Source organism: Companilactobacillus muriivasis, from assembly GCF_036246245.1.
GTDB lineage: Bacteria > Bacillota > Bacilli > Lactobacillales > Lactobacillaceae > Companilactobacillus > Companilactobacillus muriivasis.
The window spans coordinates 205,721-221,183 of record NZ_BTTQ01000003.1 but is presented as its reverse complement, the minus strand read 5'-3'; the positions used below and the strand labels follow the sequence as shown (position 1 = coordinate 221,183).

Here is a 15,463-nt window from a genome sequence, read left to right as displayed (position 1 = left end):
CTTATAACCAGGAACATTTATATCGATTGGTTGAGAAGGAGAACCAATAGAACCTGCAGGGACAGTAACTGTAACTGGAGTGTTAGGAGCGTCTTTAGCAGTACTTTGTTTAGTAAGGACAGATCCATTAACATCTTCATCGGTATTATTACCAATCAATTGAAGTGGATGTTCACTGTCGATTACGGTTTTATTACCATCGTTAGTAGTATAAGTAACAACGTTCTTACCATCAACGACATTGGTAGTAGCGATAACAGAAGTAGGCTTATAACCAGGAACATTTATATCGATTGGTTGAGAAGGAGAACCAATAGAACCTGCAGGGACAGTAACTGTAACTGGAGTGTTAGGAGCGTCTTTAGCAGTACTCTGTTTAGTAGTAACTGATCCACTTGTATTTTCAGCAATATCGTCACCGACTAAATCAATAGAAGAAGTAGAAGTACCAACAATAGTAGGATCAGTTGTTGTTGGGCTAATGAATGTTACGTCAACAGATGTTGAATCCGCATCATTCGCTAAATGATAACCAGGAACTAATGTCTTAATTTGGTCATTAGTTATGGTTGTTGATGTAGTAGTTCCAACAGTATCTGTGTCAGTAGCAGTAACGGGGATATTAATTATAGATCCATTACTTGTACTAACTTTTACGCTACCACTTTGTGCAGCTTCTAGACTGTAAGGAACAATCTCTGTGGCTGCTGTCTGAGTAAATCCTAAAGTAGCATTAACCTTTTCAACTGTAGTTGTGTAATCAGGTTTGTTGGGATCAAATGGATATGATTCTGGAACATCAACTTTAACAGAACTGCCATAGGTACCAGTTGCTTTGGCTGTGATGTCTGAGGTAATACCATCGTGAGTTGTGTGTATTGTTACTAGGTTTGTCACAACAGTATTAGCATCTGGAACGCCATTGGCTATATATAATAGACTTATAGGAGTTGATCTGCCTTCATCATTCTGTGAACCCTTTATATGGAAATCGGCATTACCATTGTATAGAAATCCTAACCCATCAGTTAGATTATTATTATCATCATACTTTGGAATACCCGAGAAGTGTTGGTTGTAAGTTGATTCAGTCCAATTAATACCCTTATTAGATGTTAGGGCTGTGTTGGAATCAAATTTCAAGCTAGAGTTGATTTTAATGGATTGAAGATTGGTTCCATCGAACATACCTTCACCCTTAAAAGAGTCACCAGTTATAGTGCCAGCAGGCCAGGCCCAAGTCGTAATATATATGGTATTCAGAGAACTATCATTTTTAAACATACCTCTTAAATCTCTAGTGCCTGGATAAGTATAAAAATCACTACTTACAATCCATGCATTTGTACTAGAAATATTATCGCCTGTGGTTCTGTCATTATTTGGACTTAAAAGTTGGGTTAATGAAATACAATTTGCAAAAGCATAACTACCATTAACTAAACTTCTAAAGACGTCTCCGGTGCGTTCGCTAGTAGTATTGTTAAGACCACCAAATTTTATTGTTGCAAGTTTAGTATCATTCTCAAACATGTGGCTAATATTATTATCTAGGGTAAAGGATACCTTAGAAAAATCTAATGCTGTTAAATTTGAGTCATTTTTAAACATACCTTGTGTATTATGTACATCACTCATATTTAAGTTATCAATGTTGACACTATTTAAAGAAGGCATATTAGCAAACATATAAGATGAATCTGTAGGAGCCGTAACTGGTGCAGATACTGTAATATTGGTGATGGTGCTTGCGTGACCATTCCAATGATCTGTATCTCCGGCCTTGAAGTCTGTTAATGGACCATTAATATCTAGATTTTTACTAGCTGAAGTATAAGTCCAACCTGTACCTTTGTCATCAACATCTGGAACAGGTACAGTAGCTACTTCAGCAACTGGTGTTGCAAGAACGTTGGTATCAGCTGCCAAATCCGTTAAATTAGCATTAAGTACATTGGCATCTGCAGGTACCATCAAAGACATTAATTTAGAATCGGTAATTGTCGATACATCTAAAGGTGTTTTCACATCAGTAACGCTATCACCAGTAACTGGTGTTTCTGGGTCTGCAGGAGCTACAACCGTTTTTTCATCAGTAGAACCGTCAGGAACTGTAGTTTCTTGTTCTGTTCCAGCGGTTGGTGCAGCAGCAGAAAGAGCAGCAACTGCTGGAGTAGGAGTTACTGTTTCAGTACTAGGAGCTTCGACAGGAGCATCTTTTACAGTAGGATTTTCTACTATTGCTGGTGTAGTTTCTTTAGGTGTTGTTTCTGGGGCTGATTCTTTAGTTGAATCTGTAGTGACTTCTGTATCTTTAACTTCAGTATTGTTTTCTACTGGCACTTGTTTAGTAGCAGGTGTTTCAGCAGTTTTAGAACCAGGTGCTACAGGTTTAGTTGGGGCTGAGGTTGCTGGAGCAGTTTGTTTTGAACTGTTTTGCGAAGTAGTCCCCGTACTGGAAGGCGGTGTGGTGCTTGTTAGGACTGTTTTAACATCTGGAGTACCAGAAGTTACCTCGGCCTTAGCGACATAACTTGGTGCTGTCATCATTAACAATCCACCGGCAATTGAAAGGCTGCTTACCACAACCCATGCCTTTTTAGATTTAACTAATTTTTTTCTCATGACTGAATTAGGGTCACGTTTTAATTGTTGAAATCTCATAATTTACCCTCTATCCTCTTATTAAATAAGAAATTCCTATAATGATACTGATAAATTATAATATTTTAAGGAAATTAGATATTTCATATTTTGTAAGAATCTTTTACTAAAAAAGTAGTTTTTATTAATTAATCATTTTTCAGAAAATATATTATGAGATAAAGGGTATAGCTTTGCTAAATTATTTAATTAAAATCTAATGATAATTTAGGACACAAAAAAAAGAAGCCACATTTCTGTGACTTCTTTTTATAATCTACTAATTAGTCTTTAACGATATTAGCAGCTTGTGGTCCACGATCGCCGTCTTCTACGTCGAATGTTACGTGTTGACCTTCGTCTAAAGTCTTGAATCCGTCACCTTGGATAGCTGAGAAGTGAGCAAAAACGTCACTACCATCTTCGCGAGTAATAAAACCAAAACCTTTATCAGGGTTAAACCATTTAACTGTACCATGTTCCATGAATGAGAACCTCCAGCGCTATTTGCGCAAATTTTTTTGCATTTTTAAGCCAATATCAGAAAGTAACCATTCAATCGAAAAATTAAACTTCTAACCAACTATTTAACACAATAGTGGTATTATGCCCCTTTTTTTCCAAAAAAGAAACTGTTTTGTGTTAATTTGTACGATTTATTTTTTTATAGGGTGTAAACCGCATTAAAACCACCATGATATATTGTTATTTGACTTTTTTACAGGAATCTATTTTTCATTACTGTGTTTATAACCATAACTAAAGTAAATAATCAGTCCGATTGCAGTCCACCCGGCATACATTTTCCAAGTGAAGGGTTGTAATTGTGTCATCAAGTAAACACAAGCTATGAAGGAAACGATGGGGAAGACTGGATATAGCGGAACTCTAAAGGCTGGCTTCAAGTCACGAGTATTTTTACTGTGGCGTAGGGAGATAACTCCAATTGATGTTACAGCGAAAGCCAAAAGTGTTCCGATATTAACTAATTCAGTGATTTTTTCAATCGGCACCATGGCTGCGACTGTTGCGGCAACTAGACCGACTAAGAAAGTACTCCGAACGGGAACGCCTTGTTTACTAAGATTTTTGAATTGCTTAGGCAATAATCCGTCACGACTTAATGAGAAAATCAGACGTGTTCCACCATAGATAACGACTAGTAGAACGGTTGTCATTCCCATAATCGCACCTAATGAAACGATTCCTGAGACCCAATTGAGATTTAAAATGTTCAGCGCATGTGAAACTGGATCGGCAACGTTCAATTGTTTGTAATTTACGGCTCCGACTAAAACTAATGAGACCAAACTGTAAAGGATAGCAACTATTAGAAGTGAAGCGATGATTCCAATCGGCATATTACGTTTGGGATTTTTAACTTCCTCACTGGCTGAAGAAACGGTATCAAATCCGAGAAATGCATAGAAAGCGACCGCTGCACCACGACCGATGCCGCCTAAACCAAATGGTAAAAATGGATTGTAATTCTTAGGCTTAACGTAGAACACCGTTACGGCAACGAATAATAAAATAACAAATATTTTGATATAAACCATGATGGTATTAACTTTCATAGATTCAGTCATTCCTTGCAATAACAAAGTTGTCGCGATTAAAACAATCACGAATGCAACGATGTCAAAACGGCCTTCAGGATTACCAACAGTTCCAGCTGCCGATTGCAAAACTTTTGGTAAATGGATACCAAAGCCAGCTAATAGATTTCGAAAGTAAGCTGACCAACTAACCGCCGTTGATGACGCCGCAAAAAGGTATTCTGAAATCAGCGACCAACCAACGATCCAAGCAATAATTTCGCCATAAACTGAGTAAGAGTAGGTATAAGCGCTACCTGCTAAAGGAATTGTTGAGGAGAATTCAGAGTAACAAAACGCCGCTCCAATACAAACTAACGCTGCCAAAAGATACGTCAAAATGACACCCGGGCCAGCATAATTCGCGGCAATAATTCCTGGTTTGATAAAAATACCAGAGCCAACAATAACGCCGACACCCATAATAATGAGGTCTTTGGCGGTTAAAGTTCGAGCTAAACTGGTTTGTTCATGTAGTAAATCATTAACAATATCTTTTTTACGAAACAGCGATGGCATATATAAGCGCTCCCTAATTTAATGTACATTTATTATGACATGTAAGGTATTAAATTTACAGTTTTATCTAATGTAATTAGGTTAAATTTAATGTAAATAAGTATACCGCATTCGGTTTCGAGATAGGGAGCCTGCGCTGGACCAGTTCGAGCCGAAATACACGTCTCGAAACCGGATGCTAAAGTGTTTTTTATTTTCATGGATCGGCGAGAATATTGATGAATTAATACTATAAATACAATTATTTCATTAATATGAGATTCTTAATTTTAAGAATATCCTGATATTTTAATAATTGATGATTAAGATATTGCTTCTATAGATTAACTGATTATAACTAGTCGGAAGAGCTGAGAGTATTCACCAGCAGTGGAAGTGGCGTTATGGCTTTAGCCATTACGTCACCGGGCGTGTTTGGAGACTTGCTGAACTTGCAAGGCTTCAAACCGAGGTTCGAGACCGAACTTTGGCTCGGACCGTACCGCACAGCAGGCGAAATACTCTCAGCTCTGGAGACGGCAGACAGCTTTAGTGATATCCTTTAGGTAAATAAAGAAGGGGTGAGACCAATGCAATTTAATTTTGATAAAATTAATGATCGTCGTAACGCCAACTCTGTGAAATGGAACGTCAAGGAACATGAGCTACCAATGTGGGTCGCTGATATGGATATCCAAACGGCTCCAGCAATTGTAGAAGCCATGCACAAAGATGTTGACCGTGGTATTTTTGGTTATCAATATGTTCCAGAAGCCTATTACAAAGCAGTTGCTAGTTGGTACAAGATTGAACACAACTTTGAGCCAGAGACTGATTGGTTGGTTTTCAGCAACGGAATCATGCCAACGATTGGTTCGATTTTGCGCCACTTAACTGATGTTGGTGACAATATTTTGATTCAAGAACCCAACTACAATTCATTTTTCAATGCGATTGAAAGTAATGGACATCACATTTTGAATAGTGAACTGACTTACAAGAACGGTCAGTACAGTATTGATTGGAAAGATTTGGAAACGAAGATGCTTGATCCTCAAACTAGCGCCATGATCGTCTGCAATCCACACAATCCGAGTGGTCATATTTGGGATAAAGCAACGTTGACTAAAATTGGTCAGATGGCTAAGCAACATAATGTTTTAATTATTTCTGATGAAATTCATGGCGATTTAACTATGCCGGGTCACGATTATATTCCATTTGCTTCACTAGATTCTGATGTGACTGACAATAGTATTTCCCTAGTTTCACCAAGTAAAACGTTTAATGTGGCTATTCTGCACGCTTCAACAATGATTATTCCAAATGAACAATTACGTCAAAGAGCTGTTAGAGCGGTGTCCGTTGATGGTATAAATGAACCCGGAATTTTGGCAGTCGATGCATCAATTGCCGCCTATACTGAAGGTCACGAATGGCTTCACGAATTGCGTAAGTATATCCAAGGCAATCGTGAATATTTGGAAAAATTTGTTCAAGATAATATCCCCGAAATCAAAGTGATTCCGGCTGAGTCAACTTATCTAGCATGGATCGATTGTCGACAATTGACAGATAAGTCGGATGACTTTAACCAATTCTTGCGTGATGAAACTGGTCTGTATTTGGCTGAAGGTACTAAGTATCGTGGCAATGGGAACTGTTTCTTGAGAATGAATTTAGCTACGCCTAGATGTAATGTTGAAGATGGTGTGGAACGATTGAAAAAAGGCATTAATAAATTTGTTAATAGATAATAAAAAGGAGCTGAGGTTTTTACCTCAACTCCTTTTAACATTAATTTATTAGAGAAAAAATAGATTCTATTTAAGGTCTGCAGCGGCAACCCATTCGTTGGTAGCAACACGATACATTGTTTTACCATTGATTGTAGCTTTACGATCAGTTCTCCATGCTGTGTTAGGTGCTAAAGCACGGTCACTAACTAATTTACCATCAGCAGAGTAAAGACGTGCTTGATTCTTAGTTGTTACAGCTGAATTAAGACTTTCAATTTCAAGTCCATCGCTCAATTTAACCCATTCGTTAGTAGCAACACGTAAGTATTGAACACCATTAAGTGTCATTAACTTGTCGGCTTTCCAAGTAGAATTCTTACCTAGAGCACGATCTTTAACGACTGCACCATCTTCTGTATAAAGAACGACATTGTCAGTTGCTGAAGTCATGAAAACCGTTGAATGTGCAACAGTTGTTTTTTCATCAGCTGGTTTTGTTGTTGGTTTGTCTGTATCGGTATCAGCCGGTTTGTTGTTGTGATTACTTGAGTTATTGTGATGATTTGAGCTTGTATTACCAGTATTAGTTCCGGTTGTAGGTTTATCAGTGGTTTCTGAAGTATAAGTATATGTTGTTCCGTCAGGATTTGGGAAAATGTCAGAACCAGGAGTAAGGGCCTTTTCTATTGGAGTTATATATTTTGTATCATATTCGTTTGACTTGGCTTGTGCTTCCTTGGAAGTGGCTGTTTGTCCTTCATTACTTAACCATTCTATATATGTCGGAAGTGCCTCCTCAGCAGCTTTGACTAAGTCGTTTGATTGATCATAAAGCTTAAGATTATCTTGTGTACAGCTTGCCCAATATAGTAAGTCATCTACTGTAGATTTTGGAGTAACGCTTACAACTATACTTTTGCCGTCAAGAACCTTTTTATTGCCATCAACATCGGTTAAAGTAATACTTTTAATTCCACTTGTGTTCTCACTACTATTAGCACCATATTCAATACTCATCGTGCTGCCATCGTTCATCTTGATATTTTGAGAGCCAGATTTGAATATATGGTTTCCCATTGAACCAAAACCGTTAGTATCTCCACCTGTAGCAGAGATATTAGTGGCCGTTAATGTTTTATCACCATCTGTTACTGTTGCATTTAGTACGACATTTTGTTCTAGATCTCTTCCTAGAACTCTTAGCTCGAAAAACTTTGTAGCTAAATCCTTACCGTCTGTCGGAGCTGCCGCTTTTAATTCTGTAACTTGACCTTTTACATAGGTAAGCAGTTCATTTTCACCATTAAGACCATTAACGCGTGTTTCTAAGTTAGAAAGATCGGTATTATACTTAGCAATTGCCTCGTCCCAAGTACCATGCGTAGATTTTGCACCATCTTCTGTAGTTGTAGTATCCGGTGTTTTAGTTTCTGTAGTAGCAGGTTGTTCTTCTTGAACTTGTCCCCCGTCTGTTGCCAAAACGCTAGTGGCACTGGTTACTTGTGAACCAAGAGCTAATGCTGCAAGTCCAAGGACCATAGGTCCGTAGTATAATTTTTTCATAGTTCCCCCTATAAGGATATATTTCGTACAATAAAATATTACCATTAAAAAAATAATTATTATAGGGAATATGAATTTTTCCGCCGCTGTTACATTAAAAAAAACGACCTCTCAAGAGATCGCTTTTTTTAATTATTTAATTAAGACCATAATAATTGGCACAACGATCAAACTCAACAAAGTGGTTTCGGTAACCATGATTGCCGCGTAGTCTGAATCGGCGTGATAAAGTTTGGCAACAACGGGGGCGTTCGTCATAACGGGCATGGCGGCCTGAACGATGAAAACTTGTCTCATCAATGGAGTTGCCGGTATGAAGAGGAACAACGCTGCCATCAATAATGGAGCACAGATAAATCTTCCGAAGAGAATTGCCACGTTATCTTTATGGAAGGAAATGTTCTTGAGACCGGCGTTATAAATTGAAATACCGATGAATATCATTGATAACGGAATAGTTAGACCACCCAAGTATTCAAAGTCAGACATTAAGAAGTTTGGCAGATGAATATTGAACATTACTAAAATCAAACCAATGATAAATCCCAACAATGGTGGTGAGAAAACTTTTTTGAGGGTTGTCTTGAGCTTAAAGTGACCCTTAATTTCACCATCCATTTGGATTAAATATGTACCCAAAGTCCAGAAAAATGTCGTGTTAGCCATGTAATAAACAAGGACGTAAGGTAAACTTTTTTCTCCAAAGAGTGCCATGTTTACGGGCAGACCAACGAAGACGGTATTGGAGTTAAAGAACATGGAAGAGAAGAGTCCTTTATGTTTGGGGTCAATCTTGAGAATTTTAATCAGGAGAATTGAAACGAAGATCAAAATAGTCATTGAGATGACAGGAATTGCCAAGTCCGGCAACAATTTGATCAACTTTGCGGCCGTAAAATCTTTGGTAATGGTCGAAATCATGTATGTTGGCAAAGCCACTTGTGTGACTAACTTGGCGATTAATCTAGTCGAATTTTCAGAAAACCAACCAAGCGAACTGAGGCCATAGCCCACAGCGATTAGGCCAATGATTATTAGAATTCCTTGAATACTGGAAAAGAAAACACCCATATAAAGGACACCTTTCATATTATATATACGCCTTATGTTACACTTTTTTGAAAAATTTTGAAAAGAGAATATTGTAGCAAAAATAGGTGCGGTCCAATGTAAAAAGTGGACGAGTCTAAATTCTTGAAAAATGTAATCGCTGTCTTACAATAGAACCATAAGATAAGTACCTTTTAAATAGGAGGAATTGATTATGGCGTATAAAACAGTCAATCCGTATACAAATGAACTCGTAAAATCGTATCCTGATGCTACATCTGAAGAAATAGAAACAGCATTGAGCACTGGACATGCGCTATATAAACAATGGCGTGATGAACCTTTTGAAAGTCGAGCTGTTATTTTGCACGAAATTGCTGACCGCTTGCGTGAGAATGAAGACGAATTGGCAAAAATTGCGACAACTGACATGGGTAAGCTTTACGCCGAATCAAAGGGTGAAGTTGAGCTTTGTGCCATCATCGCTGACTATTATGCCGACAACGGTGCCGACATGTTGAAACCTACTCCATTAAGCAGTCGCAATACTGGTGATGCTGAAATTTTACATCAAGCAACTGGTGTTTTAATGATGGTTGAACCATGGAATTTCCCATATTATCAAATCATGCGTGTTTTTGCCCCTAATTTCATGGTCGGCAATCCGATGATTTTGAAACATGCTTCAAATACTCCTGGTTCAGCTGCCGCATTTGAAAAAATTTTTAAAGATGCCGGTGCTCCAGAAGGTAGTTTGACAAACTTATTTGCTAGTTACGACCAAGTAGCTGATATTATTGCTGATCCTCGTGTTCAAGGCGTTGCTTTGACAGGTTCTAAGCGTGGTGGTCAATCAGTTGCTGAAACTGCTGCTAAGAGTTTGAAAAAGAACTCAATGGAACTCGGTGGTTCCGATGCTTTCGTTGTTTTGTCAGACGCTGACGTTGATAAAGCAGTCGATTTGGCATGGCGTGTTCGGATTTATAACGCTGGTCAAGTATGTACTTCAGACAAAAGATTTATCGTTGCAGACAATTTGTATGATGAATTCTTGAAGAAACTCAAAGCTAATTTTGAAAAATTAGTTCCCGGCGATCCCATGGATCCAAAGACTACGATTGCCCCAATGAATTCCAAACGTGCTAAGGAAAAGTTGCAAGGCCAAATCGACAAGGCTGTTGCTGGTGGCGCTAAAGTTTACTATGGCAATCAACCAATCGACTTGCCTGGTCAATTTATCCAACCAACTATTTTGACTGACATTGCTCCGGATAATCCTGAATTTTATGATGAAATGTTTGGACCAGTTGCTCAAGTATTCAAGGTCAGTTCTGACCAAGAGGCAATTGATTTGGCTAATGATTCTGAATTAGGTTTAGGCGGAATCGTTGTTTCAGCTGATCCGCAACATGGTAAAGCTGTGGCAGAAAAGATTGAAACTGGGATGGTCTTTGTAAATTCGTTCCTAGTTTCATTGCCTGAATTGCCATTTGGTGGTGTTAAAGGTTCCGGTTATGGCCGTGAAATGAGTCAATTAGGTTTGACAGCATTTACTAATGAGAAGTTAGTGGTTACAGCTCAAGACCCAGATTGGAACAATCCAGCCGGTGGGTTGGCAGTTTTTAAATAATATTCCGCCTGCGGTTGTCAGTAATGTAGTCTGCTGTGCGACCGGCGCGAGCCAAGGTCTCGCGCCTCGTTTTTGAACATCGCAAAAACCGCGAATTTCAAAAGACGTCCTTGTTGTAAGGCCGGAAAACCGCCGGTCTAACAACAACTTCATAGCGGTCTCCATACCTCGGCACCAGAGGCTAATGTAAATTTAACAACTTTGGTTTTAATAAGAATAAATTCAAAAAAGCGGACTACCAAATATGGTAATTCGCTTTTTTACTGTGCTGATAATTTATTGTATACATCGTTGGACATATCTTTTTCGAATACTTCTCTATAAGTGTAGACGTAAGCCCCTTTAGCCGTGACTTCTAGGAAATGACCTTGTTTCAATTTTCCCATACCAGTGAATTTGATGGGATGTTCGTTACCATTTTTGTCATAACTTGTCAGTGTGTAGTCATAGTTGCCATAGCCATCTTCGTCTCGTCCTTTAGCATTGTCGATCTTGACGTAGTAAGGCTGTTTCTTGACCAAAAAATTGTATTGGCCGAGTGCTGAAGCAAAATCATCGGTCTTATCTTTTGTATAGAAACAAGCTCCAACGTAGACTACTCCGACAATTGATATTGTTAGCAAGATTGAATGTAATAATTTTCTCATAGTTAACCACCTCTTGATAATAGTTTAAGATGGCGAGAAATTTTTTCACATTTGATTTCCTAACATTTCACTTACAAATACGTAAGGAATTTTGTCTGAAAACGATTGCGCGGTATAATTAAGATATTAATAATTGTGATGGGAGAAACATTTATGGACGAAACAAAAAAGTTAGTAAACAATGATTTTGAAGATATTATGTTAAACCGGCACTCATATCGTAAGTTCCAAAGTGATGTAGTCATTCCACGTGAAGAGATCACTGAGATGCTCAAGGAGACAATTTCAGCCCCTTCAGCATGTAACTTACAATCATGGCACTTCGTTGTCTGTGACGATGCTAAGGGTAAGGAAAAGGCACACTCAGTTATGATGCCATTCAACTACCCACAAATCGACAGTGCTTCCGCAGTTATATTCGTTTTAGGTGATACACAATCACACTACAAGTACCGTGATGTTTGGAATAAAGCTTGTGAGAATGGTCAAATTTCTCCAGAAGAACGTGACAAAGTCTTCAAGACATTCTTGCCATTGTACGAAAGCGCTGACAGAAGCTTCTTGGAAAAGGATGCTACGATTGACGGCAGTATGGCCGCAATGCAATTGCTATTGATTGCTAGAGCTCACGGATATGAAGCAAATCCTATGTCTGGCTACTTCTTTGATAAAGTTGCCTCAACGTTTGACTTGGATAGCAAGCGTTATATCCCCGTTACAGCCGTTGCTATTGGTAAACCAGAAGGTACATATACAAAGTCAGTTCGTTATGATATTAAAGACGTTAGTGAATTCATCTAGTTATCTCCAGAACTGAGAATATTTACCTGCTATGCGGACCGGCCCGAGCCAAAGAGTGGTCTCGAACCTCGGTTTGAAGCCTAACCAAAAACCGGTAAGTCTTCAAACACGCCCGGTGGTGTAATGGCTAAAGCCATAACACCACACCCGCAGCGGGTAATATTCTCAGTTCTTCCGACTGGGTTACTGTTTTGTAAGTATTTTTTAAATAGGTACACAAAAAAGCTAGTAATCATATGATTACTAGCTTTTTTATATAGAATTAATCCAATTCTTCATCGTCTACTTCTTCTGGTTCTGCAGACTTTGTAACTGGAACTTTATTACGTTCTTTAAAGAAGTAAATGAGCGTCATAACGACTAGGAAGACGACACCAACCATTAGGGAAACAGTTGTTTCTGGATTTAAGAACATGAAAACTAATATAATTAAGAGAGAGATGATTGCTAGGTAATTACTGATTGGATAGAATGGCATTTTGAATGGATGAGTTTCCATCATCTTATGATTGATCTTTCTAAATCTCAATTCACTCAAGAGGATAACGAACCATGGCACCATACCCGGCAAGACACTGGAGCTGTACACGACAACGAAGATGTTGCTTGATGTGTGTAGGAATAGTGGCAATGTGTAGTTCAAAATCAATCCGATTAAGATACCTAAAGAAATAGCAATAACTGGAATATAAGGAACATTATGTCTTGAAAGTTTTACGAATGACTTAGGTAAGTGATTTTCCAATCCAAGTGTGTAAAGCATTCGACTGGAACTGAAGATACCGGAGTTACAACCTGACATAGCAGCTGTTAACATAACAAAGTTAATAATTTCAGCCGCAAATGTGATACCAACTTTGGCAAAAGTTTCGACGAAAGGTGATCCAATTGTACCTAATTTATTCCAAGGATAGATTGAAACGATAACGAAAATGGCACCAATATAGAAAATCAAAATTCTACCAACGATTGAACGGATGGCTCTAACAATATTTTCTTGAGGATTTTCAGCTTCACCAGCTGTAACACCGATAACTTCGATACCTTGATATGAGGCGACAACGATGGAAAGCGCGAAGACAAAGCCTTTCAGACCACCAGTGAAGAATCCACCGTTTGTCCAAAGATTGCTGATACCAACGGGATGACCGCCGTTACCAACACCGAAGACGATAACGAAGAATCCTAAGATAATCATCATAATAATTGTGAAAACTTTGATCAACGCAAACCAGAATTCCAATTCACCGTAAGCTTTAACAGAAGTTAAATTGGCCAAGCATAACGTTACTACAACGATGACACCGGCAATCCATTTGGGCATCGTTGGGAACCAAAACTCAAGATAAGTTCCGACAGCGATAACTTCACTGATACCGACAACTAGATATTGGAAAACATTGCTCCAGGCTGTTAAATAACCAACCACGGGATGCAGATATTCGGTCGCATATTTGGCAAATGACCCAGTAGCAGGGTCAACGTAAAGCATTTCACCCAAAGCACGCATAACCATGTATAAAATCAATCCAGCTAAAGCGTATGCCAACAAGACTGACGGACCAGTCCATTTAATAGTAGAAGCTGATCCCATGAACAGACCAACCCCAATGGTTCCGCCCAAAGCAATCATTTGCATTTGTCTTGAAGATAAACTGCGACTCAGTTTTTCCTTTGCCATATATATACCTCATCCTCTTTTGTTCACGATTTATGAACACTTGTATTAACAATATGGATTATATAATAACGCAGTCTTGTGAAAATGTCATATGTTTTTTCATACTATAATGAAAAAGTTAATTGCTAACTCAAATGCTTAATATTTTTGATAAATATTTTTGTTTTATGATTCAATATAAATTTGTTTATATATATTTACAAATCGACCTATAAATTAGATAATATAAGGTAATAGTAAAGAGACTTTTCGAATCTATATACAATTATGCGGGATATAAGGCAAAACTTTACCTTTTATTCCGCATAATTTATCTAAGGGATTTGAAGATGTAGCGAGGACGAAACTATGGATATTAATATTTTTATTGAACGGAGAAAGTCATTAAAAATGTCGCAGGTAAAGCTGTGCGAGGGTATTTGTACGCAATCGACCTTGAGCAAATTTGAGAATAACGGCCGTGTACCTTCCTTGAATATCTTGAATAAACTTTGTGAGCGCTTAGGATTATCAGTAGATGATCTCTATAAAAATTCAACCGATTCCACAACTCATATGCGTCGGGTGCTAGAACAAATTGAAAAGAAATTTATGATGGAAAGTTACCCTGAAGTAGCTCAAGGTTTGAGTGAAATTGACGTTAATACGATCAATAATCCGACCTTGAAACTCCAGTATTACTACCAAAAAGGCTTATTTACGGCGCTAACTAATGGCAAGTCGGAAGAGATGTTTTTCTACTTCTCACAGATTTTGGACGATTTGGACGAAAAACATCAGACAATTTATTCGTATATCGCTTATATTGGCTTGGGAACCTTCTATTCTCGAATCAATCAAATCAAAGAAGCCAATTTTTATTTTGAAAAAGCTTGGAACTTTATCAAGTTACATGAAAACGAAACTTACCCTAAGAATACAGTGAACGATTATCTGCGTTTATTGACAGTTATCTTTTTCACGGCTTCCTTCTATATTAAGGTGGAAGATTACGATAAGGGGACTGACTTAGTTAACCGTGGAATCAAGTTGTGTGCTGAGGAACATATGACGTACTACTTGCCACGTTTGAAGTTGCTGGCAGCCAAGATTGCTATTGGTCAAAGTAAGCCTGCGGAAGAGGTTAAAGGCTTGTTGACGGAAGCTGCGGCATTTGCCAAAATCAATCGTAATGAAGTGGTTGAGTTGAGAATTAATGCATTGCGTAAACAATATGAAGAAAATAATTAAGGATTTTCTTTTTATATTTGATAGACAATTTTAATAGAGTTTCCACATATTGAAGCGAAACAAACCAGTAATCCTAAGTAGGGTTACTGGTTTGTTTTTGTCGTATTATTTTGATGAGTTTTATAAATTTCAACGTCCTTAGCAAGTTTAGAACTCTCAACGCTATATCCTTTTTTAAATTCTGGATTCTTTAATTCTTTTTTCAATATTTCATTAATACTAATGGTTTTGTTCATATTTGATTTTCCTCATCACTAGGGCAATGCAGTTTTATTCTGGTGATTTTTTATGACCCTATTCTACAATATTTGTTGTAAGAATAGTTTTCTTGAGCTTAAAAGAAACATTGAAAAATGAACACTTAAAATTGTAAAAAAATAGTA

The 15,463-nt window shown here is 37.9% G+C and carries 12 protein-coding genes; 4 read left to right on the top strand and 8 right to left on the bottom strand.

All coding sequences use genetic code 11. The features are described from left to right. The 3 genes from AAA923_RS05340 to AAA923_RS05330 all read right to left on the bottom strand — a co-directional run. The coding region (locus AAA923_RS05340; protein WP_338215232.1) for a leucine-rich repeat protein at positions 1 to 2,664 on the bottom strand (2,664 nt) is incomplete at its 3' end. 263 nt (positions 2,665 to 2,927) lie between these two features. After that, positions 2,928 to 3,128: a cold-shock protein gene (locus AAA923_RS05335; protein ID WP_041499062.1), complete on the bottom strand. Its 201-nt coding sequence runs from the start codon at positions 3,126 to 3,128 to the stop codon at positions 2,928 to 2,930. A gap of 243 nt (positions 3,129 to 3,371) precedes the next feature. Then, positions 3,372 to 4,760, bottom strand: a complete 1,389-nt coding sequence (locus AAA923_RS05330; protein ID WP_338215230.1) for an amino acid permease — start codon at positions 4,758 to 4,760, stop codon at positions 3,372 to 3,374. Between the two features lie 569 nt (positions 4,761 to 5,329). On the opposite strand from AAA923_RS05330, the gene AAA923_RS05325 reads away from it, so the two are divergent. After that, entirely contained in the window at positions 5,330 to 6,496 is a 1,167-nt protein-coding gene (locus AAA923_RS05325; protein WP_338215228.1) for a MalY/PatB family protein, read from the top strand. Between the two features lie 66 nt (positions 6,497 to 6,562). Here the strand turns inward: AAA923_RS05325 and AAA923_RS05320 are convergent, their stop codons facing one another. Beyond that, positions 6,563 to 8,041, bottom strand: coding sequence for an SLAP domain-containing protein (locus tag AAA923_RS05320; protein ID WP_338215225.1), 1,479 nt, complete (start codon positions 8,039 to 8,041; stop codon positions 6,563 to 6,565). Positions 8,042 to 8,173: 132 nt separating this feature from the next. Further along, positions 8,174 to 9,112: an AEC family transporter gene (locus AAA923_RS05315; protein WP_338215223.1), complete on the bottom strand. Its 939-nt coding sequence runs from the start codon at positions 9,110 to 9,112 to the stop codon at positions 8,174 to 8,176. Positions 9,113 to 9,305: 193 nt separating this feature from the next. Here AAA923_RS05315 and AAA923_RS05310 point away from each other — a divergent pair, with 193 nt between their 5' ends. After that, positions 9,306 to 10,721 (top strand): NAD-dependent succinate-semialdehyde dehydrogenase, encoded by a 1,416-nt coding sequence (locus AAA923_RS05310; protein WP_338215221.1) that lies wholly within the window; start codon positions 9,306 to 9,308, stop codon positions 10,719 to 10,721. Between the two features lie 260 nt (positions 10,722 to 10,981). On the opposite strand, the gene AAA923_RS05305 is transcribed toward AAA923_RS05310, so the two are convergent. Further along, a complete protein-coding gene (locus tag AAA923_RS05305) occupies positions 10,982 to 11,368 on the bottom strand; it encodes a YxeA family protein (RefSeq protein ID WP_338215219.1) in 387 nt (128 codons plus the stop codon). A 153-nt stretch (positions 11,369 to 11,521) separates the two neighbouring features. Here AAA923_RS05305 and AAA923_RS05300 point away from each other — a divergent pair, with 153 nt between their 5' ends. After that, positions 11,522 to 12,169 carry a nitroreductase family protein gene (locus AAA923_RS05300; RefSeq protein WP_435890162.1) on the top strand — a complete coding sequence of 216 codons (648 nt, stop codon included), beginning with the start codon at positions 11,522 to 11,524 and terminating at the stop codon, positions 12,167 to 12,169. A 262-nt stretch (positions 12,170 to 12,431) separates the two neighbouring features. Here the strand turns inward: AAA923_RS05300 and AAA923_RS05295 are convergent, their stop codons facing one another. Further along, entirely contained in the window at positions 12,432 to 13,850 is a 1,419-nt protein-coding gene (locus tag AAA923_RS05295; RefSeq protein ID WP_338215218.1) for an amino acid permease, read from the bottom strand. A gap of 348 nt (positions 13,851 to 14,198) precedes the next feature. On the opposite strand from AAA923_RS05295, the gene AAA923_RS05290 reads away from it, so the two are divergent. After that, the gene (locus AAA923_RS05290; protein WP_338215216.1) at positions 14,199 to 15,080 is read left to right on the top strand and encodes a helix-turn-helix domain-containing protein; all 882 of its coding nucleotides are present in this window, start codon (positions 14,199 to 14,201) and stop codon (positions 15,078 to 15,080) included. An 83-nt stretch (positions 15,081 to 15,163) separates the two neighbouring features. Here the strand turns inward: AAA923_RS05290 and AAA923_RS05285 are convergent, their stop codons facing one another. Beyond that, on the bottom strand, positions 15,164 to 15,316 hold the full coding sequence (locus AAA923_RS05285; protein ID WP_338215214.1) for a hypothetical protein: 153 nt from the start codon (positions 15,314 to 15,316) through the stop codon (positions 15,164 to 15,166). Positions 15,317 to 15,463: the final 147 nt, after the last annotated feature.

What these genes read in the sequence shown, in the direction of transcription:
- AAA923_RS05335 (WP_041499062.1), bottom strand. Translation starts at nt 3,128, where the DNA reads ATGGAACATGGTACAGTTAAATGGTTTAACCCTGATAAAGGTTTTGGT.
- AAA923_RS05320 (WP_338215225.1), bottom strand. Translation starts at nt 8,041, where the DNA reads ATGAAAAAATTATACTACGGACCTATGGTCCTTGGACTTGCAGCATTA.
- AAA923_RS05300 (WP_435890162.1), top strand. Translation starts at nt 11,522, where the DNA reads ATGGACGAAACAAAAAAGTTAGTAAACAATGATTTTGAAGATATTATG.
- AAA923_RS05295 (WP_338215218.1), bottom strand. Translation starts at nt 13,850, where the DNA reads ATGGCAAAGGAAAAACTGAGTCGCAGTTTATCTTCAAGACAAATGCAA.
- AAA923_RS05290 (WP_338215216.1), top strand. Translation starts at nt 14,199, where the DNA reads ATGGATATTAATATTTTTATTGAACGGAGAAAGTCATTAAAAATGTCG.
- AAA923_RS05305 (WP_338215219.1), bottom strand. Translation starts at nt 11,368, where the DNA reads ATGAGAAAATTATTACATTCAATCTTGCTAACAATATCAATTGTCGGA.
- AAA923_RS05315 (WP_338215223.1), bottom strand. Translation starts at nt 9,112, where the DNA reads ATGGGTGTTTTCTTTTCCAGTATTCAAGGAATTCTAATAATCATTGGC.
- AAA923_RS05310 (WP_338215221.1), top strand. Translation starts at nt 9,306, where the DNA reads ATGGCGTATAAAACAGTCAATCCGTATACAAATGAACTCGTAAAATCG.
- AAA923_RS05285 (WP_338215214.1), bottom strand. Translation starts at nt 15,316, where the DNA reads ATGAACAAAACCATTAGTATTAATGAAATATTGAAAAAAGAATTAAAG.
- AAA923_RS05330 (WP_338215230.1), bottom strand. Translation starts at nt 4,760, where the DNA reads ATGCCATCGCTGTTTCGTAAAAAAGATATTGTTAATGATTTACTACAT.
- AAA923_RS05325 (WP_338215228.1), top strand. Translation starts at nt 5,330, where the DNA reads ATGCAATTTAATTTTGATAAAATTAATGATCGTCGTAACGCCAACTCT.